The 22,767-nt window shown below is 70.7% G+C and carries 19 protein-coding genes; 14 read left to right on the forward strand and 5 right to left on the reverse strand.

Annotated elements, in window-relative coordinates; all coding sequences use genetic code 11:
* The first annotated feature begins 59 nt into the window (after nt 1-59).
* From LO763_RS16790 to map, 10 genes are all read left to right on the forward strand, one after another.
* Nucleotides 60-2,222 carry an MMPL family transporter gene (locus LO763_RS16790; RefSeq protein WP_230786420.1) on the forward strand — a complete coding sequence of 721 codons (2,163 nt, stop codon included), beginning with the start codon at nt 60-62 and terminating at the stop codon, nt 2,220-2,222.
* Nucleotides 2,223-2,434: 212 nt separating this feature from the next.
* On the forward strand, nt 2,435-3,436 hold the full coding sequence (locus LO763_RS16795; RefSeq protein ID WP_230786421.1) for a carbohydrate ABC transporter permease: 1,002 nt from the start codon (nt 2,435-2,437) through the stop codon (nt 3,434-3,436).
* On the forward strand, nt 3,420-4,313 hold the full coding sequence (locus tag LO763_RS16800; RefSeq protein ID WP_230786423.1) for a carbohydrate ABC transporter permease: 894 nt from the start codon (nt 3,420-3,422) through the stop codon (nt 4,311-4,313). Before LO763_RS16795 ends, LO763_RS16800 begins: the two co-directional genes overlap by 17 nt.
* A gap of 44 nt (nt 4,314-4,357) precedes the next feature.
* Nucleotides 4,358-5,662, forward strand: coding sequence for an ABC transporter substrate-binding protein (locus LO763_RS16805; protein WP_230786425.1), 1,305 nt, complete (start codon nt 4,358-4,360; stop codon nt 5,660-5,662).
* 136 nt (nt 5,663-5,798) lie between these two features.
* Nucleotides 5,799-6,644 (forward strand): formyltetrahydrofolate deformylase, encoded by an 846-nt coding sequence (gene purU / locus LO763_RS16810; RefSeq protein WP_230786426.1) that lies wholly within the window; start codon nt 5,799-5,801, stop codon nt 6,642-6,644.
* 62 nt (nt 6,645-6,706) lie between these two features.
* Complete coding sequence (gene dxr, locus LO763_RS16815) at nt 6,707-7,927, forward strand: 1-deoxy-D-xylulose-5-phosphate reductoisomerase (RefSeq protein WP_230786428.1); 1,221 nt, start codon at nt 6,707-6,709, stop codon at nt 7,925-7,927.
* A 15-nt stretch (nt 7,928-7,942) separates the two neighbouring features.
* Complete coding sequence (locus LO763_RS16820) at nt 7,943-9,205, forward strand: M50 family metallopeptidase (protein WP_369432017.1); 1,263 nt, start codon at nt 7,943-7,945, stop codon at nt 9,203-9,205.
* A gap of 28 nt (nt 9,206-9,233) precedes the next feature.
* Nucleotides 9,234-10,412: a flavodoxin-dependent (E)-4-hydroxy-3-methylbut-2-enyl-diphosphate synthase gene (gene ispG, locus LO763_RS16825; protein ID WP_230786431.1), complete on the forward strand. Its 1,179-nt coding sequence runs from the start codon at nt 9,234-9,236 to the stop codon at nt 10,410-10,412.
* A 222-nt stretch (nt 10,413-10,634) separates the two neighbouring features.
* Entirely contained in the window at nt 10,635-11,162 is a 528-nt protein-coding gene (locus tag LO763_RS16830; RefSeq protein WP_230786432.1) for a hypothetical protein, read from the forward strand.
* Nucleotides 11,163-11,565: 403 nt separating this feature from the next.
* On the forward strand, nt 11,566-12,462 hold the full coding sequence (gene map, locus LO763_RS16835; RefSeq protein ID WP_230786434.1) for a type I methionyl aminopeptidase: 897 nt from the start codon (nt 11,566-11,568) through the stop codon (nt 12,460-12,462).
* Between the two features lie 154 nt (nt 12,463-12,616).
* On the opposite strand, the gene LO763_RS16840 is transcribed toward map, so the two are convergent.
* From LO763_RS16840 to LO763_RS16860, 5 genes are all read right to left on the reverse strand, one after another.
* Nucleotides 12,617-15,469 carry an FtsX-like permease family protein gene (locus LO763_RS16840; protein WP_230786435.1) on the reverse strand — a complete coding sequence of 951 codons (2,853 nt, stop codon included), beginning with the start codon at nt 15,467-15,469 and terminating at the stop codon, nt 12,617-12,619.
* Nucleotides 15,470-15,481: 12 nt separating this feature from the next.
* Nucleotides 15,482-16,204: an ABC transporter ATP-binding protein gene (locus LO763_RS16845; RefSeq protein WP_230786436.1), complete on the reverse strand. Its 723-nt coding sequence runs from the start codon at nt 16,202-16,204 to the stop codon at nt 15,482-15,484.
* 19 nt (nt 16,205-16,223) lie between these two features.
* Complete coding sequence (locus LO763_RS16850; protein WP_230786438.1) at nt 16,224-16,823, reverse strand: PadR family transcriptional regulator; 600 nt, start codon at nt 16,821-16,823, stop codon at nt 16,224-16,226.
* Between the two features lie 121 nt (nt 16,824-16,944).
* Nucleotides 16,945-17,361 (reverse strand): DUF4439 domain-containing protein, encoded by a 417-nt coding sequence (locus LO763_RS16855; RefSeq protein WP_230786439.1) that lies wholly within the window; start codon nt 17,359-17,361, stop codon nt 16,945-16,947.
* Nucleotides 17,358-17,753 carry a hypothetical protein gene (locus tag LO763_RS16860; protein ID WP_230786441.1) on the reverse strand — a complete coding sequence of 132 codons (396 nt, stop codon included), beginning with the start codon at nt 17,751-17,753 and terminating at the stop codon, nt 17,358-17,360. Before LO763_RS16860 ends, LO763_RS16855 begins: the two co-directional genes overlap by 4 nt.
* A gap of 82 nt (nt 17,754-17,835) precedes the next feature.
* Between LO763_RS16860 and rimP the strand changes: the two genes are divergently transcribed.
* The 4 genes from rimP to infB all read left to right on the forward strand — a co-directional run bounded on the left by rimP (nt 17,836) and on the right by infB (nt 22,761).
* Nucleotides 17,836-18,312, forward strand: a complete 477-nt coding sequence (rimP, locus tag LO763_RS16865; protein WP_230786442.1) for a ribosome maturation factor RimP — start codon at nt 17,836-17,838, stop codon at nt 18,310-18,312.
* A 74-nt stretch (nt 18,313-18,386) separates the two neighbouring features.
* Entirely contained in the window at nt 18,387-19,421 is a 1,035-nt protein-coding gene (gene nusA / locus LO763_RS16870; protein WP_230786444.1) for a transcription termination factor NusA, read from the forward strand.
* A gap of 46 nt (nt 19,422-19,467) precedes the next feature.
* On the forward strand, nt 19,468-19,770 hold the full coding sequence (locus LO763_RS29945) for a YlxR family protein (RefSeq protein WP_369432013.1): 303 nt from the start codon (nt 19,468-19,470) through the stop codon (nt 19,768-19,770).
* Nucleotides 19,771-19,851: 81 nt separating this feature from the next.
* Nucleotides 19,852-22,761, forward strand: coding sequence for a translation initiation factor IF-2 (gene infB, locus LO763_RS29060; protein WP_369432014.1), 2,910 nt, complete (start codon nt 19,852-19,854; stop codon nt 22,759-22,761).
* The last annotated feature ends 6 nt before the right edge of the window (nt 22,762-22,767 follow it).

Here is a 22,767-nt window from a genome sequence, read left to right on the forward strand (position 1 = left end):
GGCGCTCCGGCACCAGCGGTCACACACCCCCTCTCCGCAACACTCATAGGAGAAAACCCATGTACTCCCTGCTAGGCCGTGCGGTCATCAAGGCCCGATGGCTCATCGTGGCCGGAATCGCCGCCGTCTTCGCCGTCGGCGCCACCTGGGGCCTCGGCGTCTTCGACGAGTTCACCGACGGCGGCTTCGTGTCCGCCGAGTCCCGATCGGTGCTCGACGCCGAGACGATCGAGGAGGAGTTCGGATCGATCGGCGCCGACGTCGTGGTCCTGTACTCCTCCGACACGATGACGATGGACGACCCCGCCTTCGCCGACGCCGTCGAGGGCGCCGTCGCCGACATCGAGGGCATCGATGAGGTCGAGAGCGTCGCATCCTACTCCGGCACGCGGTCGCCCGCATTCGTCGCCGAGGACGGCCACGCGACCTTCGCGGCCGTCACCCTCGCGGGCGCCTCCGACGACGAGAACTCCGGCATCTACGAGGAGATCGAGGACGAGCTGCGCGGCGCCGGGGACACCGGCGGCCTCGACGTGTCGCTCGGGGGCGGCGCGGCCGTCTTCGCCGACCTCAACGAGCAGGTCCAGCACGACCTGGAGATCGCCGAGATGATCTCGCTGCCGATCCTCCTGCTCATCATGATCGCGGTCTTCGGAGCCCTCGTGGCCGCCTCGCTGCCGCTGCTCATCGGCGGCATGTCGATCCTCGGCGGCTTCGCCATCACCCGCGTCATCGCCGAGTTCACCGACGTCTCGGTGTTCGCCGCGAACGTCATCACCATCATCGGCCTCGGCATGTCCATCGACTACTCGCTGTTCGTGCTGCGGCGCTTCAGGGAGGAACTGGCCCAGGGCCGGACCAAGCGCACCGCGGTGCTCAACACCGTCGCCACGGCCGGGCGCACCGTGATGGTCTCGGGCCTCATCATCGTCCTGTCCATGGGCGGCCTGCTCCTGGTCGACGTGCCGTTCCTGCACGGCATCGCCTACGGCGTCATGTCCGCCGTCGGCGTCGCCATGCTCTCGGCCCTCGTGGCCCTCCCCGCGCTCCTCTACCTGCTCGGCCACCGCGTCGACAAGGGCCGCCTGCGCCGGCGTGCGAGCGCGCCGGCGAAGACCGACGCCGGTTTCTGGCACGGCCTGGCCGCGGGCGTCATGCGCCGCCCCGTGCTCGTCCTGCTCCCCGTGCTCGCCTTCATGGCGCTGCTGGCCAGCCCGATCCTCGACCTCCAGCCCGGCGGGGTCGACGAGCGCGACATGCCGCAGGACGCCGAGTCCCGCGTGGTCACCGAGACCCTCGCCGCGGACTTCCCCGGCGGCGAGGAGGAGCGGTTCCAGGTCATGGTCGTGGGCGACCAGGCCGCGGCCGCCGAGGCGACCGAGGAGCTGCTGGCGCTCGACCACGTGGACGACGTCCTGCCCGCGCAGGAGCCGACCGCCGACGCGTTCCTGCTCGACGTCCTCTACGACCTCGACCCGTTCAGTGCCGAGGCCCGCACGCTCATCGAGGACGCCCGCGGCCTCGACACCGGAGCCGACCTGTACATCACCGGCGGCGCCTCCGACCGGGTCGACATGCTCGACGCGATCGGCGAGGGCCTGCCCTACATGCTCGGGTACATCGTCATCGTGACCATGGTGGTCCTGTTCCTGGCCTTCGGCTCGATCCTGCTGCCGATCAAGGCGGTCCTGATGAACGCGGTCTCGCTCGGCGCGGCCCTGGGCGTCGTGGTGTGGATCTTCCAGGAGGGCCACCTCTCGGGCCTGCTCGACTTCACGCCCTCGGGCTACATCGACCCGTCCAACCTGCTCCTGATGATCGCCCTGCTGTTCGCGCTGGCCACCGACTACGAGGTCTTCCTGCTCTCGCGGGTGCGCGAGGAGTGGGACCTCGGCGCCGACAACCGCACCGCCGTGCTGCGGGGGATGCAGTCCACCGGCTCGATCATCACCGCCGCGGCGCTCATCCTCATCGTGGTCGTCGGCGCGTTCGCCTTCAGCGGCATCACCTTCATGAAGATGATCGGCCTCGGCATGGCGATCGCGATCCTCCTGGACGCCACCGTGGTGCGGATGCTCCTGGTGCCCGCGACGATGCGCCTGCTGGGCCGGGCCAACTGGTGGGTCCCCGGGCCCCTCGGGCGGCTCTACGCCAAGTACGGGATCAAGGAGACCGACGAGTCCGTCGCGCCCGCCGAGGAGCGCACGCCCGTCAAGGTCTGACCACCGGAAACCGACGGCCCGCCCGAGGCGACTCGGGCGGGCCGTCCGCCGTCTCGCGGACCGGGGCGGATTTCTCCCTCTTCGGGATCTTTGTTGCCTCCTTGATACAAAAGATATTCAAGAATTTAAGTCGAGCTGTTGACAAGCGGCAAGCGGTTGCATAGCCTGGTGTGATCTAGGAGCCAACCCCCTCCGAAAGGTCCCAATACCTTATGTCCGACAACGATGTCGCCGTGGTGCGCTCGAAGCCGCGCAGCTCGGGCGCCCCACCCGGGCCGCCCGCCGGCGCACCCGCTCCGAGGCCCGAACGGGCCCGCCGGGGCATTGGCAACACCATCCGCTCGCGGGAGCGGTGGGCCGCCCTGAGCTTCATGTCCCCGTGGCTGATCGGCCTCCTGGCCATCACCGTCGGGCCCATGGTCGCCTCGTTCTACCTGTCCTTCACCGACTACAGCCTGGGATACGGCGAGTGGGTCGGCATGGAGAACTACCAGCGGATGTTCGACGACCCGCGCCTCGCGCAGTCGGTGAAGGTCACCGCGATCTACACCTTCGTGTCGGTCCCGCTCCAGCTCGGCGCCGCGCTCCTGCTCGCGATCGTCCTCGACCGGGGCCTGCGCGGCATGTCGTTCTACCGCTCGATCTTCTACCTGCCCTCGCTCCTGGGGGCATCGGTTGCCATCGCCATCATGTGGCGCCAGGTCTTCGGCACCGAAGGCCTCGTGAACCAGCTCCTGGCGCTCTTCGGCATCCAGGGCGAAGGCTGGGTCTCCCACCCCGACTACGCCCTCGGCACGCTGATCCTGCTGCACGTGTGGACCTTCGGCTCGCCGATGATCATCTTCCTGGCGGGCCTGCGGCAGATCCCCACCATGTACTACGAGGCCGCCAAGGTCGACGGCGCGGGCGTCATGCGCCGCTTCGTGAGCGTCACGCTCCCGCTGCTCACGCCGATCATCTTCTTCAACCTCGTGCTGCAGATCATCAACTCGTTCCAGTCGTTCACCCAGGCGTTCATCGTCTCCAGCGGCAAGGGCGGCCCCGCCGACTCGACGCTGTTCCTGACGCTGTACCTCTACGACCAGGGCTTCACCCAGTTCAACATGGGCTACGCCTCGGCCATCGCCTGGCTGCTCCTGGCCATCATCGCGATCTTCACCGCGCTCAACTTCCTCATGTCGAAATTCTGGGTGTTCTATGGCGACAACGACTAAGACGCGGCCTCAGGCGCCGGCCCGCCGCAGCTCCGAGCGCAGCGCGGTCTCGGGCGGACTCAAGCGCTTCGTCTTCCACCTGGTCCTCATCATCGCGGGCCTGGTCATGATCTACCCGCTGCTGTGGATGCTCTCGGCCAGCTTCAAACCGCTCGACGAGATCTTCTCCGACCCGGGCCTGATCCCCTCGACCTGGGAGTGGAGCAACTACTCCGAGGGCTGGAACGCCCTGCCGCACCCGTTCGAGAAGTACATCTTCAACTCGATGATCCTCGTCGCCGGCTCCATCGTCGGCAACCTGGTCTCCTGCTCGATGGCCGCCTACGCCTTCGCGCGGCTCCGCTTCCCGATGCGCGGGATGCTCTTCGCGGTCATGCTCGGCACCATCATGCTGCCGATCCACGTCGTGATCATCCCGCAGTACATCCTGTTCAACAACCTGGGCTGGGTGGACACCTTCTGGCCCCTGATCGTCCCCAAGCTGCTGGCGACGGACGCGTTCTTCGTGTTCCTCATGGTCCAGTTCATCCGCGGCCTGCCGCGCGAACTCGACGAGGCCGCCTCGATCGACGGCTGCGGCTACTGGGGCACCTACCTGCGCATCATCATGCCGCTGTGCATGCCCGCGCTGGCGACGACCGCCATCTTCACGTTCATCTGGACGTGGAACGACTTCTACTCGCAGCTGATCTACCTGCGGGACGTCGACCTCCAGACCGTACCCCTCGCCCTGCGCCTGTTCATGGACTCCACGGGCACCACGAACTGGGGGGCGCTGTTCGCGATGTCGATCGTCGCCCTGGGCCCGATCTTCGGGTTCTTCCTCGCCGGCCAGCGGTACCTCGTCCGAGGAATCGCGACCACCGGCATCAAGTAACATTCGGCAACCAACCCTCACAGAGTCCTGAAAGGACGAAGACGATGAATGCGACCAACCCCTCGGGCGTCTCGCGCAGAACGCTCGCCAAAGCCGGGATCTTCGGCGCCGCGGCCGCACCCCTCCTCGCGGCCTGCGGCGAGGACGGCGGCGGCGACGGCGACGGCGAGCTGGACTTCTGGTGGTGGGGCTCCGACCCCCGCCACGAGTACACCCAGAAGATCGTCGACGCCTTCACCGCCAAGAACGACGGCATCACGATCAAGCCCAGCCCCAACGAGTTCGACGCCTACTGGGACGCCCTCAACGTCTCGGTGTCGGGCAACAACGCGCCCGACGTCCTCCAGCAGGACGACCGGTACCTCCGCGACTACGCCGACAAGAACGCCCTCCTTCCGCTCGAAGAGCTCGACATCGACCTGTCGAACATCGAGGAGAACACGCTCAAGACCGGCCAGTTCGACGGCAAGACCTACGGCATCGCCACCGGCGTCAACTCCTTCGCGCTGCTGGTCAACCCGGCGCTCGTGGAGGCGGCGGGCCTGACCATGCCCGACGACACGACCTGGTCGTGGGCCGACTTCGCGCAGTTCACCACCGACCTGTCGGCCCAGGGCGACGCGGTCGGCAACTCGGCCATCTCCTTCAGCAACGAGTCGCTGTTCAACGTGTTCGCCCGCCAGAAGGGCGAGAGCCTCTACACCGACGACGGGCAGCTCGGCTTCACCGAGGCCACCATGAACGAGTGGTGGCAGATGGTCGTCGACATGCGCGACGCGGGAGCGATCCCGGAGGCCTCCAAGATCGTCGAGGCCTTCGCGGCCGGCCAGGACCAGGCGCCGCTCGCCACCGCCACCGGCGTCACCGAGTTCTACTGGACCAACCAGATCGGCGCCATCCAGTCGGTGCTCGGCTCGGACCTGCTGCTGCTGCGGGTCCCGGGCGAGTCCACCGGCGTCCAGCCGGGCCTCTACCTGAAGTCGGCCATGTTCTGGTCGGTCTCGCGGACCACCTCCGACAAGGCCGCCGCGGGCAAGCTGGTGGACTTCCTGCTCAACAGCGACGAGTCCCTCGACCTCATGCTCGGCGACCGCGGCCTGCCGTCGAACACCGCCCAGCGCGAGCGCATCCTGCCCTCGCTCCCGGCGGACCAGAAGCTCGGCGCGGACTTCATCGCGGCCATCACCCCCGAGCTGGCCGAGGGCCCGCCGGTGCCGCCGGTCGGCTCCGGCGTCGCCGCCGACATCATGCTCGGCGTCTTCGAGACCCTGATCTTCGACGACACCACGGTGGAGGAGACCACCGCGGCGTTCATGGAGCAGCTCTCCGCGGCCATCGGCGCCGCGTAAGGCGCCGGTGACGCGAGGGGCGGGCCCGGCCGCGGCGACGAGCCGCACCGGGCCCGCCCCCTCGCGTCACCGGCGGTATCCGGGACGGCGCCGACGCGATTGCCGCACCGCCGGACCGCTCCGTATCATTGCTGGGATGACCAGCCAGTTCGTGCTCACGCTCTCGTGCCCCGACCGCCTCGGCATCGTGTACGCCGTCTCGGGATTCCTGACCCGCCGCGACGCCAACATCGAGGACTCCCAGCAGTTCTCCGAGCACGGATCCGGCCGTTTCTTCATGCGCGTGGAGTTCAGGACCGAAGCCCCCCGCGACGAGCTGGCCGTCGGCTTCGCCGAGATCGCCCGCGAGTTCGACATGGACTGGCGCCTCCACGACCGCTCGGTCAAGCCCCGCGTGCTGATCATGGCCTCCAAGCAGGGGCACTGCCTCAACGACCTGCTCTACCGCTTCCGGATCGGCGCCCTCCACGGCGAGGCCGCCGCCGTGGCCTCCAACCACCCCGACTGGGCCGACCTGGCCGCCTCCTCGGGCGTGCCCTTCCACTACCTGCCCGTCGGCGCCGAGGGCAGGGCCGCCCAGGAGCAGCAGGTCCTCGACCTCATCCAGGCCGAGGGCATCGACGTCGTGGTCCTGGCCCGCTACATGCAGATCCTCTCCTCGGAGTTCTGCGCGAAGCTGCCCGGGCGCATCCTCAACATCCACCACTCGTTCCTGCCGAGCTTCAAGGGCGCCCGGCCCTACCACCAGGCGCACGCCCGCGGCGTCAAGCTCATCGGCGCGACCTGCCACTACGTCACCGCCGACCTCGACGAGGGCCCCATCATCGACCAGGAGGTCGCCCGCGTCGACCACGCGATGAGCCCCGAGGACTTCGTGGCCGCCGGCCGCGACCTCGAGTCCACCTGCCTCGCCCGCGGCCTCGCCGCCCACCTCGATCAGCGGATCCTGCTCAACGGCCACTCCACGGTCGTCTTTAGATAAGTGGTCGCACGCCGCGGGGGTCGGGCAGGCCCTTCCGGAGGCCGCCCGGGGATAATGACGTCGTGACTGACCAACGCGAGATCGTGCTCCTGGGGTCCACCGGCTCCATCGGCACCCAGGCCATCGACATCGTCCGCGCCAACCCCGAGCAGTACCGCGTCGTCGGCATCGGCGCGGCCGGGTCCGATCCCGCCGCCCTGGCCGACCAGGCCGTGGCGCTCGGCGTCGACGTCGTGGCCGTCGCCGACGCCACCCAGCTCGAGGCCGTCCAGCTGCGCCTCTTCGCCGCCGCGAAGGACCGCGACTGGACCGCGGGCGGCTTCAGGATGCCGAAGCTCCTCGCCGGTCGCTCGGCCATGAGCGAGCTCGCCGCCTGGCCGTGCCACACCGTCCTCAACGGCATCACCGGGTCCATCGGCCTCGAGCCGACCCTCGCCGCCCTCAAGGCCGGGCGCCAGGTGGCCCTCGCCAACAAGGAGTCCCTGGTCGCGGGCGGCCCGCTGGTGCGGGACGCGGCCGCACCGGGCCAGCTCGTGCCCGTCGACTCCGAGCACTCCGCGCTCGCCCAGTGCCTGCGCTCGGGCGCGCCCGAGCGCGTCGCGAAGCTCGTGCTCACCGCCTCCGGCGGCCCCTTCCGCGGCAGGACGCGCGACCAGCTCGCCGACGTCACCCTCGACCAGGCCCTCGCCCACCCCACCTGGGCCATGGGCCCGGTCGTCACCATCAACTCGGCGACCATGGTCAACAAGGCCCTCGAGGTCATCGAGGCCCACGAGCTGTTCGGCATCGACTACGACCGCATCGACGTGGTCGTCCACCCCCAGTCGGTGGTCCACTCCATGGTCGAGTTCACCGACGGCTCCACCATCGCCCAGGCCTCCCCGCCCGACATGCGCCTGCCCATCGGCCACGCCCTCGCCTGGCCCGACCGCCTCCCCGGCGCCGCCCGCCCCGTCGACTGGACGCGGGCCTCGGACTGGCGCTTCGAGCCGCTCGACGAGGCCGCCTTCCCCGCGATCGGGCTCGCCAAGGGCGCCGGGCGCGCCGGAGGGCTCCTGCCCGCCGTCTACAACGCCGCCAACGAGGAGGCCGTCGCCGCCTTCCGCGACGGGCGCCTCCCGTTCCTCGGCATCGTCGACGCCGTCGAGGCCGTCCTCGCGGCCGCGCCGGACGGTTTTTCAGGGCGCAGTGGAGAACCCGCCGGTGTCGCAGACGTACTCGAAGCCGAGAGCTGGGCGCGTTCGTGCGCCCGACGGCTAGTGTTGGACGCGTCCGAGCGTTAGAAGGAGACAGACTTGCTGGCCTACATCACCGGGATCATCCTCTTCGCGCTGGCGATCCTCATCTCCGTCAGCCTGCACGAGGCCGGCCACATGCTCACCGCCAAGGGCTTCGGCATGAAGGTCACCCGGTACTTCGTCGGCTTCGGGCCCACGCTGTGGTCCTTCCACCGGGGCGAGACCGAGTACGGCGTCAAGGGCATCCCGCTGGGCGGCTTCGTCAAGATCGTCGGCATGACCCCCCTCGAAGAGGAGGAGGAAGAGGTCACCGAGGCCGACAGGAAGCGCGTGTTCTGGCGCAAGCCCCTGTGGCAGCGCACCATCGTGCTCGCGGCCGGCTCCTTCACCCACTTCGTCATCGGCTTCGTCGCCCTGTGGATCCTCGTCTCCTTCGTCGGCGTCGTCGCCAACCCCGCCTACGCCGAGCAGCTCGAGCGGTCGCAGGAGGACGTGCGGGTCTCCGTCGCCGAGTGCCTGGCCGGCACCGACCCCGAGGCCGCCGTGGGCGACTGCGCCGAAGGCCAGATCCAGGGCCCGGCCTGGGCCGCCGGGATCGAGAGCGGCGACTCGATCACCACCGTGGACGGGACCGCCGTCGCCGACTGGGACTCCCTCCTCGAGGCCGTCTCCGGCCTGACCCCCGGCGAGCCGGTCGAGGTCGCCGTCGCGAACGGCGGCGCCGAGCGCACCGTCGAGGTCACCCCCTACGCCGCCGAGGCCGAGACCGAGGACGGCGGGACCGAGACCGTCGCCCGCCTCGGCGTCTACGTCTACACCGACCCCGCCGTCAGCCCCACCACCGCCGTCGGCGCGGTCGACGGCGTCGGCGAGACCTTCAGCTACACCGGCGACATGTTCCGGGAGACCTTCATCGCCCTGGGCCAGCTGCCCTCGAAGATCCCGCCGCTGTGGGACGCGATCTTCGGCGGCGAGCGCAGCGACGACTCGCCCGTGAGCGTCGTGGGCGCCTCGCGCCTGGGCGGCGAGATGGTCCAGTACGACCAGTGGGCCATGTTCTTCATGCTCCTGGTGGTCCTGAACTACTTCATCGGCATCTTCAACCTGCTGCCGCTGCTGCCGATGGACGGCGGGCACATCGCCATCGCCTGGTACGAGAAGGCCCGCTCGTGGGTGGCCGCCAAGCGCGGCAGGCCCGACCCGGGGCGTGTCGACTACCTCAAGCTGATGCCGCTGACCTACGCTGTGATCGTCCTCCTGGGCGGCTTCATGCTGCTGACGATCACCGCCGACATCGTCAATCCGATCACCATCTTCAATTAATCCGCGAATACAGGTGAAAACTAGACCCATGGCAGTGAACCTCGGTATCCCCACCAAGCGTCACGATCACGAGATCGAGCCGCTGGCGCCCCGCCGGCGGACCCGGCAGCTCAACGTCGGCGGCGTGCTCGTCGGCGGCGGCGCCCCGGTCTCGGTCCAGTCGATGACCACCACCAGGACCTCGGACATCGGCGCGACGCTCCAGCAGATCGCCGAGCTCACCGCGACCGGGTGCCAGATCGTCCGCGTCGCGTGCCCGACCCAGGACGACGCCGACGCGCTCAAGGTCATCGCCAAGCAGTCGCAGATCCCGGTCATCGCCGACATCCACTTCCAGCCCAAGTACGTCTTCGCGGCCATCGACGCGGGCTGCGCGGCCGTGCGGGTGAACCCGGGCAACATCAAGCAGTTCGACGACCGGGTGGGGGAGATCGCCAGGGCCGCCAAGGACGCGGGCACGCCGATCCGCATCGGCGTCAACGCCGGCTCGCTCGACAAGCGCCTGCTCCAGAAGTACGGCAAGGCCACCCCCGAGGCGCTGGTGGAGTCCGCGCTGTGGGAGGCGTCGCTGTTCGAGGAGCACGACTTCCGCGACATCAAGATCTCGGTCAAGCACAACGACCCGGTCGTCATGATCAAGGCCTACCGGCTCCTGTCCGAGCAGTGCGAGTACCCGCTGCACCTCGGCGTCACCGAGGCCGGGCCCGCCTTCCAGGGCACCATCAAGTCCGCCGCCGCGTTCGGGGCGCTCCTGTCCGAGGGCATCGGCGACACCATCCGCGTCTCCCTCTCGGCCCCGCCGGTCGAGGAGGTCAAGGTCGGCAACCAGATCCTGGAGTCGCTGGGCCTGCGCGAGCGGGGCCTGGAGATCGTCTCGTGCCCCTCCTGCGGCCGGGCCCAGGTCGACGTCTACACCCTCGCCGAGCAGGTCACCGCCGGGCTCGAGGGCCTGCCGGTGCCGCTGCGCGTGGCCGTCATGGGCTGCGTCGTCAACGGCCCCGGGGAGGCCCGCGAGGCCGACCTCGGCGTCGCCAGCGGCAACGGCAAGGGCCAGATCTTCGTCAAGGGCGAGGTCATCCGCACCGTGCCCGAGTCGCAGATCGTCGAGACCCTCATCGAGGAGGCCGTGAAGCTCGCCGAGCAGATGGGCGCCGAGCTCCCCGAGGAGCTCAGGGAGCTCGCGGGGCCGGTCGTCCAGGTCCACTGAGTGTCGGATCGCCGACTCCCCGGCGATCCCGACCTGACTACGCTGGAGCCGAGGCACCAGTTCAGTGCGCCCCCGCTCGCGCTTGAATCCGACATTACGACCTTTTTGTGCGAAATTCCACATTCGCGACTCGGAGGATTCGGCCAGACGGCCGGACGGGGCCCCGCATAATGACTTCCGTGCCCGCAAGGCGCCTGCGCCCGCGAAAGGGGAGCCATCGACATGGGGAAGTTCGAACGCCAGATATCCGAAGGCGTCACCAAGTACTACTGGTACCCCGGGGAGAAGGTCGACTGGATCAGGGGCGCGCTGACCGTCCTGGGCGGCGGCCTCCTGTTCGCCCTGATCTACGTGGTCAGCAAGAACAGCCTCCTCGCCGCCGTCATCGCGGGCACCGCCGTCCTGGCGGTCGTGGGCGCCTACCTCGGCCGCCGCGACGCCGCCGGCCTCTCGGAGTTCCACGACCCCGCGACCGAGCGCCGCGAGGCCGTCATCGACGGCACCCGCGCCGCCTGGCGCGGCACCCTCCAGGGCCTGCTGTACGCCGGATCGGCCATGCTCGTGCTGAACATGCCGCACGACGGCTTCCTCGCCGACTGGGTCCTGCCGTTCGTGCCCTCGATCATCGGCGCGCTCGCCCACTCCGGCGGGATGCTCTGGGAGCGGCTCGCCCAGGAGGTCACCGCCGAGGACCCGCGGGCCGCCGCGGCCGACGCCGAGGAGCCCGCGAAGGAACTCGAATCGGCCTGACCCGACGTCAGAGGCCCGCGCGACCCGAGGGGTCCGCGGGCCTTCGCGCGTGGTGAGCCGACGCGGGGCGACTGCACGCCGCCTGGGTTGGACAGGCGGGGCGCTCGACCGCGGGAGGTGTCGTACACCGCCCTCCCGGTCGGAACCGGGCGGCGGCACTACCGCGGGAGCAGCGCCCCGCGCCGGCTCGGTAGGAGAGGCTTCGCGGGGACCGGCCCTTCGGTGTGAAGCCGCGGGTCGAACACGGGTTCGGCCCGGCGCGCCGGTCTGATCAGGATGCTGCTTGACGCCCCGAAACGCAAGAGGTTTTCGCCCCGCCGCGGCCGGTTTTTCGGCGTCGTCTCGGTAACGGAGTCACAGCGGTCCCGCAGGTCCCGCATGCCGCCCCGGTTAGGCTTGCCCGATGAGTTCACGTCCCGCGCTGCGCCCAGGCCGGCAGAGTCCCCGCAGGAGCGTCCCCGACTCCATCGAACGCCCCGAGTACGTCGGCAAGCCCGCGCCGTCCCCCTTCACCGGCAGCGAGGTCAAGGACGCCGAGACCGTCGAGCGGATGCGCGTCGCCGGCCGCATCGCCGCCGACGCCCTCGTCGAGGCCGGCAAGGCCGTCGTCCCCGGCACCACCACCGACGAACTCGACGCGCTCGTCCACGAGTACCTGTGCGACCTGGGCGCCTACCCCTCGACCCTCGGCTACCGCGGGTACCCCAAGTCCTGCTGCACCTCGGTCAACGAGGTCATCTGCCACGGCATCCCCGACTCCACCGTCGTCCGCGACGGCGACATCGTCAACATCGACATCACCGCCTTCATCGGCGGCGTCCACGGCGACTGCAACGCCACCTTCCTCGCCGGGGACGTCTCCCAGGAGGCCCGCGACCTCGTCGAGCGCACCTGGAAGGCCACCTGGCGCGGCATCAAGGCCGTCAAGCCCGGCCGGCGGCTCAACGTCGTCGGCAAGGTCATCGAGGCCTACGCCGACCGCTTCGGCTACGGCGTCGTCCGCCAGTTCACCGGCCACGGCATCGGCACCGCCTTCCACTCCGGGCTCTACGTGCCGCACTACGACAACCCCGGGCTCGAGGTCGAGATCGAGACCGGCATGACCTTCACGATCGAGCCGATGATCAACCTCGGCACGGCCGAGCACGAGATGTGGGACGACGGCTGGACCGCCGTCACCCGCGACCGCAAGTGGACCGCCCAGTTCGAGCACACCCTCCTGGTGACCGACGACGGCTGCGAGATCCTCACCCTGCCCTCCACCGGCGTCCCCGCCGGCACCCCCGAGGGGCAGGGGTGACGGCGCCCCCGGCGATGGCACCCGCTTCCTAAGCTGAGGCGGGGCGGCGCCGGTCAGAGAGATGTCGATGTCTCCGAGGGGTTGAGCCGGCGCCGCCTCCGCGAGCGACGCGAAAGGGCCCGCCGAGACCGGCGGGCCCTCTCCTTCGCGGCGGTTACGTCAGCCGCCGCTCGCTGGGCAGCCTCGCCTTCGTGAACACCAGCGCCCCGATCGCCGCGATGACCGGGACGGCCAGCAGGATGATCGCGAAGTTCGCCCACGGCAGCTCCCAGCCGTAGAGCGTCTCGAACGGGTACTGGCTCTGGAGCGGCCGGTTGAGCGCCTCGCGGATGAGCGCGTACCCCAGGACCCCCGCGACCGTGCCGAGGACGGCGCCGAACAGGGCGATCATGACCGTCTGCCACATCGCGAACCGCTTGCGCAGGCCCGGGCCCGCGCCGACCGCCCCGAGCGTCGTCATGTCCTGGCGCTGCTCGGCGATGATGAGGCCGGTCGAGACCGCCGTGGAGCCGAGGGTGATGAGCGCGCACAGCCCCGCGACGGCCAGCATCACGTAGAACGTGAAGGGGTCGTTGTAGTCGGTCATCGCGACGTCCGCGGCGGCGCCGCCGTCGGCCAGGCCGCCGCCGAGGTCCTCGTTGACCCCCTCGACGACCGCGCTGTCGACCACGGTGGAGGTCTCCACCAGGTACGTGCGGCCCCAGTCCCATTCGGCCATGCCGAGCCGCTCCGCGGCGCCGGGCCCGAGGAAGACCCCGGAGTACCCGAGCAGCTCCTTGTCCACGGCCATGGCGGGGAGCTCGACCTCGTACACCGCCACGGCCTCCGAGGAGCCGTCGCCCTCGTCGTAGCGCTGCATCGTCTGCTCGAAGACCGCGGTCCCCGCGTCGGTCACCGCCCACGGGTCCGACACGATCACGCCGCCGTCCTCCAGCAGCGCCACCGCCGCGTCGAGCTCCTCGCCCTCGAGTTCGGTGTAGGCCGCGACGATGTCCGGATCGGTCGAGGCGGGGACGCCGTAGATGCCGTACCCGTCGCCGGCCGCGGTCTCGTCGCAGCGGGGGTCCTCCCGGGCCGCGTCCACGGCGGCCGCCATCTCCTCCTCGGTCGGGCGGTTCCCCTCCGCCGCGACCTGGCCCGCGGGGCTGCTCCAGTACGAGCACATGTTGGCCTCGGGCCGGAGCAGGGCCAGGTCGCAGTACACCTCTTCATCGGGGAACTCCGCCTCCCGGCCGCAGGACCCCACGGGGTCGTAGAACGGGATCGCGGTGATTCGGGGGTCGTCGAGGCGCTGCCCGAGCTTCACCGCGGCCTCGTCCGCCGCGGCGTCCCAGTCGAGCTGCTCCACCATCTCCCCGGTCTCCGGGTCGTAGTCGCCCTGGTTGTACAGGTTGAGCGTCAAGGACCCCTGCGGCAGCATGTGCTCCGCGTGGCTCTCCATGCGGACGTTGTCGGCCGCCACGACCATGGAGAAGGCCATGCCCCCGGCCACGACGCCGAGCACGGCGGCGATCGCCGGCGCCGCCGAACCGCGGTTGCGGCCCGCCTCCCGCAGCGCCATCCGCGGCGCGAGCGGCAGCCAGCGGCCCAGCCGCGCCGTCAGCGCCAGGATCGCCGGGGTGCAGGAGACCAGCCCCAGCTGCAGCAGGACGATCGCGCCGGCCATGAGCTGTATGTTCCAGATCGTGATGCCCGCCAGCCCCGAGGCGATGCCCGCGCCGACCATGACCAGGCCGATCACCAGCCAGCGCTTGGAGCCCTTGCGGCCCGGGGTGCGGCCCATGAGCGCCGCGACCACGTTGACGCGGGAGGCGCTCACGGCCGCGGCGAGGGCCGACAGCAGCCCGGTGCCGATCGCGACGGCGACGAGCGCGGCCTGGAGCCACGGCAGGACTCGCAGTCCGGCGCTGCGGTGGCCGAACAGCTGCTCGAGCCACGGCATCCCGATCGCGACCGCCGCGACGCCGATCGCGATCGCCGCGACGGCCGCGATGATGCCGAAGAGGGCGCCGCCGGCGAGGACGGTGTTGCGGATCTGCGCGGGGGTGGCGCCGTTGGCGCTCATGAGCGCGAACTCGCGGGAGCGGCGCCGGGTGCTGATCGCGAAGGCGGGACCCGCCAGGAGGACGACCTCCATGACCACGACCACCACGATGAGCGCGTAGATCGTGAGCAGGTAGTCGTCGTCCGGGGACATGACGAAGTCGTCGTCCGGCGCCGTCGAGGGCCGGTCGAGCAGCGAGGTCGCCCACACGGTCACGCCGATCTCGTTGAGCGCCAGCGCGTCCTCGTAGGTCAGCTCCTCCGGGACGTCCACCAGCCACCCGGACGAGGAGTCCGGGAAGAACGAGGCGATCGCGTACCGCCCGTTGAGGTCCCACGGCACCTCGATGATGCCGCTGACCTCGTGCTCCTCATCGGAGGCGCCGCCGACGAGCGTGATCGAGTCGCCGACGCCGACTTCGAGGTACTCGGCCGCGGCGGCGGTGAGGACCACCTCGTCCCGGACCGGGGCCGAGCCCTCGAGGTACTCCAGCCCGGCCGCCTCGTAGGTCCGGTCGGCCAGGTCGTAGCCGACGACGCCGATGCCGCCGACCCCGTCGGGGGTCTCGACCTGCGCCTCCTCGCCGCCGTAGAGGTCGTAGGGGACGACCCAGCTGCCCACCGGGAGCGCCGCGAGGACCTCCATGTCGGTGAGCGACGCGGGCGCGGCCTCCTCCTCTTCCCCCTCGGCGGGGGCGGTCATGTCGTACCACGGGTACTGGCCGTCCCAGGTGTACTGCGTGATCGGCTCGCCGGGACTGACCGGCTCGATGTAGGCGTCGTTCTCGCCGAGGTGCTGCTCGGCGGTCTCCTCCGCGGACAGGTCGATCGTGTCGTAGGCGCTGGCGCCGATCGCGACGCCCAGGATCGGGATGCCCAGCAGCGTGATCGAGAGCACCGATCGTCCCTTGTAGCGCATGGCCTCGCGCCGGGCGATCCGCAGCGCCAGGCGGAGGCCCCCCATCGGCGACCCCATCTAGGACTCCGCCCCTTCGAGGAGGGTCTCGGCGTCGGGGAGCGGCGCGGAGGTGTCGACGACGCGGCCGTCGCGCAGGAACACCACGCGGTCGGCCCAGCCGGCGTGCCGGGCGTCGTGGGTGACGAGCAGGCCCGCGGCCCCGGCGTCGCAGCGGCGCCGCAGGAGCTTGAGGACCTCCTCGCCGGTGGTCGAGTCGAGGGCGCCGGTCGGCTCGTCGGCGAGCACGAGCCGCCGGTCGCCGATGAGGGCCCGCGCGATCGCGACGCGCTGGGCCTGGCCGCCGGAGAGCTCGTCGGGGAACCGGTCGGCCTGCTTGGCGTCGAGCCCGACCTCTTCGAGCGCGGCGAGCGCCAGCTTGCGGGCCTTGCCGGTCCCCGTCCCGTCGAGTTCGAGCGGCAGGGCCGCGTTCTCGGCGGCCGTCAGGCTCGGCACCAGGTTGTAGTCCTGGAAGACGTAGCCGACGCTGCGGCGCCGCATCGCCGCGAGCTTCTTCTTGTTGAGCGAGGCGAGGACGATGCCCTCGACGAGCACCTCGCCCGAGGTGGGGGCGTCGAGCCCGCCCGCCAGGTTGAGGAGCGTGGACTTGCCGGACCCCGAGGGGCCCATGATGGCCACGAACTCGCCGGCGGCGATCTGGAGGTCGGTGTCGATGAGGGCGTTGACGGCGTTCTCGCCGCTGCCGTGCACGCGGCTCACGCCTTTCAGGTGCAGGACGGTCATGGGGGCATCGGCTCTCTTGTCAGCGGGCTTCGGTCTGGTCGAGGTCAGGGCTCGCGAGGTCTGCCGGGTCCGGGTCGGGCTCGGCCGCGAAAGGGGAGGGGGCCGGGAGTTCCGACCGGGCCACGACGGCCTCGGTGTGGTCGAGCCAGCGGATCTCCGCCTCGGCCCGGAAGATCATCGACTCCAGGACCAGGCGCCACGCCAGCTCGGCGTGGTCCTCGGCGGCCTTGAGGCGCGTGAACTCCTGGAGCAGGCGCAGGGTGGCGGTGCGCTGGCGCTGGATGACGTCGGCGACGTCCACGCCGGGGGTGGTCACGGCCAGGGCGAGCTTGATCGTCAGCTCGTCGCGGGGCCGGTCGGCGGCCTGCACGGGGGAGGCGAACCACCCCGCGAGGTGGTGCCGCCCGGCGTCGGTGATCCGGTAGGGGCGCTGGCCGGAGTCGTTCTCGGGCAGGGCCTCGACCAGCTGGTCCCGCTCGAGCCGGTTGAGGGTGGTGTAGACCTGCCCGATGTTGAGCGGCCAGGTGTTGCCGGTGGCGCTCTCGAAGGCGGCCCGCAGCTGGTAGCCGTAGGCGGGTCCGCGTTCGAGCAGCGCCAGGAGGCTGTGCTTGACACTCATGTCTGAACCCCGTATCGCTGGTACCTCTTCACCATGAAGAGATACCGAGTATGGCATAACAGGTATGCATTCTCTAGATACGGGGTATGGATATATACGGTACCGCAGGTGAACGGCGGTGCTACCGGTCCGGGCGGCCCGGCCAGGGGGTCGCGACGGGCTCGCCGACGGCGAGCCTCCAGCGCGCCAGCGACACCGCCGAGTCGGTGTACATGCGCAGGCATATCTCGCGCTCGCTCGGCTCGGTCGCGGCCACGCCCGCCCGCCACGCCGTGGTCACGTTCAGCTCGACGGCCAGCAGCAGCGCCCCCGCCGCGGCCGCGTCCCCGGCGTGCTCGATGTCGTACCCCGCCTCGGCCGGGGCCGCCTCGAGTCCGTGCGCGTCGTAGTAGTCCAGCAGCGCGTCGCGCCGCGAGCGGTGCTCGGCCTCGAGGGCCTCGGCCAGCGACCGCGGGTCGCCGTCCAGGTGGACCGCCATCGCCCCGTAGGCGTAGATCGCCGCGTACTCGGCCGCCAGGCCGGTGTCCACCGCCGTCATGCGAGCACCGCCGCGTGGGCGGCGCGGGACGCGGCGATCTCCCCGAGGACCACCGCGTAGTCGGACTCGGTCGCCAGGCACGAGTCGGCGGCCTCGCGGCTGCCGGTCGACTCCGCCTCTGCCAGCGCCGCGGCGTCCGCCGGAGCCGCGGCCTCCTCTTCGGAGACCACATTGGGCAGCAGCAGCCGCTCCAGGGTCTCGACGTGCGTCAGGTGGTCCTGCGCGATGTCGCCGTACCCCAAGGCTTCCGCCCCCTTCGCCAGTGTGCGGGCAGTGCGGAGCGCGGCGGTGAGGTCCGCGTCGGAGGTGATGATCTGCGCCTTCTCCCGGGTGCACCCGGCGGCCGCGAGAACGGCCGCCCCCACCAGGAGTCCGCGTCGGGTCGTGAACACCCACCCAGTTTCCCAGGCCGCCTTTCCATTCTGTCTCCGGGCGGTTAACCTCGGCGAAATAGCCGATAAGAGAGGTGTGCGCATGGGTGCCGAGCGGCAAGCCACGGGGCTTCCGAAAGAGGTGGAGGCGATCCTGGCTCCGGCCGTCGCCAAGATCGGATTCGACCTCGAAGGACTCGCGGTCACCAAGGCGGGCCGGCGCATGCTCGTCCGCGTCCTCGTGGACAAGGACGGCGGGATCTCACTGGACGATGTGGCGGTCGTCTCGAAAGCGTGCTCCAAGGCGCTGGACGAGGCCGACGCCACGGGCGGACCCTTCGCCGACGCCGCATATACCCTGGAAGTGTCGTCGCCGGGGGTGGACCGTCCGCTGACCGAGCCCCGGCACTGGCGGCGTAATATTGGGCGCTTGGTAGCCGTGCGGATCGGGGAGGAGCCCGTCACCGGGCGCGTCACGGCGACCAGCGAGCGGGGGATCGAACTAGAAGCCGACGGCGTGCGCCGCTCGGCTACCTATGCCGAGCTGGGGCCCGGCAAGGTGCAGATCGAGCTGAGATGAGCATCCGTACGGAGGCGCGGCTCGCACGCCTTGAACGGCCGCGGTGAGGACAACTCAAGACTTAAGGAGAACGGGTGCATATCGACCTGGCCGCGCTGCGATCGCTGGAGCGCGAGCGCGACATCCCTTTCGAGACCATCCTCGGCGCTATCGAATCGGCGCTGCTGACCGCCTACAAGCACACCCCCGGGGCCGATGAGCGCGCACGAGTAGTGGTGAACCGCGACAGCGGCATCGCCAATGTCCTGGTGCCGGTGTTGAACGAAGAGGAAGAGGTCGTCTCCGAACGCGACGACACCCCCGAGGGCTTCGGCCGCATCGCGGCCCAGACCGCCAAGCAGGTCATCCTCCAGCGGCTGCGCGAGGCCGCCGACGAGGTCAACTACGGCGAGTACTCCGGCAAGGAGGGCGACATCGTCACCGGCGTCGTCCAGGCCCACGGGGAGCGCAACGAGCGCGGGATCGTCACCGTCGACCTCGGCAAGATCGAGGCGACCCTGCCGCTCAACGAGCAGGTCCCCGGCGAGGCCTACGAGCACGGGAAGCGCATCCGCGCCATCGTCATCCAGGTGAACCGGACCGCCCGCGGCCCCCAGATCACGCTCTCGCGCACCCACCCCGCGCTGGTGAAGAAGCTCTTCGCCTTCGAGGTCCCCGAGATCGACGAGGGCGCCGTGGAGATCCCGGCGATCGCACGTGAGGCCGGTCACCGCTCCAAGATCGCGGTGCGCGCCACAACGAAGGACGTCAACGCCAAGGGCGCGTGCATCGGCCCCATGGGCTCGCGCGTGCGCGCGGTCATGAGCGAACTCGGCGGCGAGAAGATCGACATCGTCGACTGGGACGCCGACCCCGCGCGCTTCGTCGCCAACGCCCTCTCGCCGGCGAAGACCCTGTCGGTGCGGGTGGTGGACGAGTCCACCCGGTCCACCGAGGTGATCGTCCCGGACTACCAGCTGTCGCTCGCGATCGGGCGCGAGGGCCAGAACGCCCGCCTCGCCGCGCGGCTCACCGGATGGCGCATCGACATCAAGTCCGACGCGCACGTGTCGGGCGCCCCGAAGGAGGAGACCGGCCCGGCCGGTGGCGGCCGGCGGTCCGGGAGGTAGACTGAACATCGGATCGCAACGTGACGCAGCGGTAGTCCGCACCTGTGTGGGATGCCGCCGACGCGCATCGGCTTCCGAGCTGCTGCGCGTCGTCGTTCAACGCATCGAGGGTCGCCAGAACCTGCTGGTTCCGGACCCGCATCGCCGCCTCAGCGGCCGCGGAGCCCATGTGCACCACGACTCGAACTGCCTTGACCAGGCAGTTCGTAAGCGTGCGTTCACCCGGGCCCTCAGGATCGAAGGAACCGTGGACGTCGCCGCGGTGCGAGCCCTTGTCGAGTCGGAGTCGGCCGAGAGGCCGACTCCCGCACACGAAGCAGGTATGGACCGAATGAAGACCACGCGATGAAGTTCTCCCGATGAACTGGTTGCTAGTGGAAGGCTGAGGTCGGCGGGCGCTGCCCGTACGACCTCGAATGTGAGGAGTGCAGTGGCAGCAAAGCCCCGCGTACATGAACTTGCCAAGGAACTGGGCACGACGAGCAAAGAACTGCTCGCGAAGCTCGGCGACATGGGCGAGTTCGTGAAGTCAGCGTCGAGCACGGTCGAAGCGCCGGTGGCGCGTCGGCTGCGGCAGGAATACGCCGACGCCCAGGGCGCCCCGGCAGCGTCGGCCGGGAACAACGAGTCCCCGACGCCCCAGCCCGCGAAGCCGGCGGCCCCCAAGGGCCCCCGCCCCGCGGCCCCCAGCCCGTCCAAGATCGCGAAGGCCAAGGTCGACGCGAAGGACGCCAAGACCGAGGCGAAGGCCGAGGCCGAGGCCCGCAAGGCCGCCAAGAAGGCCGCTCCCCGTCCGGGTGCGGCCGTCGCGGCCCCGAAGCCGGGCCCCAAGCCCGCTCCGGCCGCGGCCCAGCCCGGACCCAAGCCGGCGAGCGCCCGCGACATCGAGGTGGCCGCCGAGCAGAAGCGCGCCGAGGAGCTGCTCAAGCGTCAGCAGGAGCAGGCCGAGGCCGCCAAGCGCGCCGCGTCCGCGCCGAAGCCCGGCCCCAAGCCCGCTCCCGCCGCCCGTCCGGGCGCGCCGAAGCCGGGCCCCAAGAACCCGTTCGGCGTCGGCGGCGCCGGCGCGAAGCCGCGCCCGGCCGCCGAAGGCGGCGGCGAGCGCCCGGGCGGTCCCCGTCCGAGCCCGCGCATGATGCCTCCGCGCCCGAACCCGGGCATGATGCCCGGCCGTCCGGCCGGCGGCCGCGACGGCGGCGGTCCCCGCGGGGGCCGCGGCGGCGGTCGCGGTGCAGGTGCCGGACGCCCCGGTGGCGGCGGCGGTCGTCCCGGCGGCGGCGGTGGCAACTACCGCGGCACGTTCGGCGGCTCCGGCGGCGGAGCAGGCGGTGCGGGCGGTTCCGGTCCTTCGACCGGCGCGCCGGCCCCCTACCGCGGCGGCGGCGGTCGCGCGGGCGGCGGCGGCAAGGCGCGCGGCGGCGGTGCCGCGGGCGCGTTCGGCCGCGGCGGACCCCGCGGCAAGAGCCGCAAGTCGCGTCGCCAGAGGCGCCAGGAGTTCGACAACCTCGCAGCGCCGAGGATGCAGTCGGGCGCGCCCCGTGGCAACGGCGAGACCATTCGCCTGGCCCGCGGCGCGTCGCTCTCGGACTTCGCCGACAAGATCGGCACCCTGCCGGGCACGCTCGTCCAGGAGCTGTTCGGCCTGGGCGAGATGGTGACCGCCACGCAGTCCGTGTCCGAGGAGACCTTCGAGCTCCTCGGCGCCCACCTCGACTGGGACATCAAGATCGTGTCCCCCGAGGAGGAGGACCGCGAGCTGCTCGCGCAGTTCGGCATCGACCTCGACGAGGAGGACAAGGACGCCTTCGTCCCGCGTCCCCCGGTCGTCACCGTCATGGGCCACGTCGACCACGGTAAGACGAAGCTCCTCGACGCGATCCGCCACACCAACGTGGTCGCGGGCGAGGCGGGCGGCATCACCCAGCACATCGGCGCGTACCAGGTGCACGTCGAGCACGAGGGCGAAGACCGCGCGATCACCTTCATCGACACCCCGGGCCACGAGGCGTTCACCGCCATGCGAGCCCGAGGCGCGAACGTCACCGACATCGTGGTGCTCGTGGTCGCGGCCGACGACGGCGTCATGCCGCAGACGGTCGAGGCCCTCAACCACGCCAGCGCCGCGGGCGCCCCGGTCGTGGTGGCGGTCAACAAGGTCGACCTCCCCGACGCGAACCCGGGCAAGGTCCGCCAGCAGCTGACCGAGTACGGCCTGGTCGCCGAGGAGTACGGCGGGCAGACCATGTTCGTCGACGTCGCCGCCAAGCCGCGCATCGGCATCTCGGACCTGCTCGAGGCGGTGCTCCTGACCGCCGACGCCTCGCTCGAACTGGAGGCGTCGGAGACCGGCAACGCGCAGGGCATCGCGATCGAGGCGCACCTCGACAAGGGCCGCGGCCCGGTCGCGAGCGTCCTGGTCCAGAAGGGCACGCTGCGGGTCGGCGACTCGATCGTCGCCGGCGGGGCCCACGGCCGCGTCCGGGCGATGCTCGACGCCGACGGCAACCGCGTCACCGAGGCGACCCCGTCGTTCCCGGTGCAGGTGCAGGGCCTCGCGTCCGTCCCGATGGCCGGGGACGTGTTCCTCGCCGCCGACGACGACCGCACGGTCCGCCAGATCGCCGAGCAGCGGCAGGCACGGCGCCGCGCGGCCCAGCAGGCGGCCCGCGTCTCGCGCACCACGCTCGAGAACCTCATGGACAAGATCGCCGAGGGCGAGCGCACCACGCTCTCGCTCATCATCAAGGGCGACGGCGCCGGCTCGGTCGAGGCCCTCGAAGAGGCCCTGGTCGCGCTGGACATCCCCGAGGAAGTGCAGCTGCGGGTCATCCACCGCGGCGTCGGCCCGGTCACCGAGAACGACGTCAACCTCGCCGCCGCAGGCGATGGCGAGTCGGCGACGATCATCGCCTTCAACGTGCGGGCCGAGGGCCGCGTGCGCGACATGGCCGACCGCGAAGGCGTGGACGTCCGGTACTACACGGTCATCTACCAGGCGATCGAGGAGATCGAGACCGCGCTCAAGGGCATGCTCAAGCCCGAGTACGAGGAAGTCGCGATGGGCGCCGCCGAGATCCGCGAGGTGTTCCGCTCCTCGAAGTTCGGCAACATCGCCGGTGTGCTGGTCACCAGCGGCGTCATCAAGCGCAACGCGAAGGTCCGCCTCATGCGCGACGGCGCCGTCGTCACCGAGACGACGATCGCCTCGCTGCGCCGGTTCAAGGACGACGCCACCGAGGTCCGCGAGGGCTTCGAGGGCGGTGTGACCTTGAAGAACTACAACAACATCGAAGAGGGCGACGTCATCGAAGCCTTCGAGATGCGCGAGAAGCCGCGCGACTAGGTCCCC

The sequence above is a fragment of the Glycomyces amatae genome, from assembly GCF_020991375.1.
GTDB lineage: Bacteria > Actinomycetota > Actinomycetes > Mycobacteriales > Micromonosporaceae > Glycomyces > Glycomyces amatae.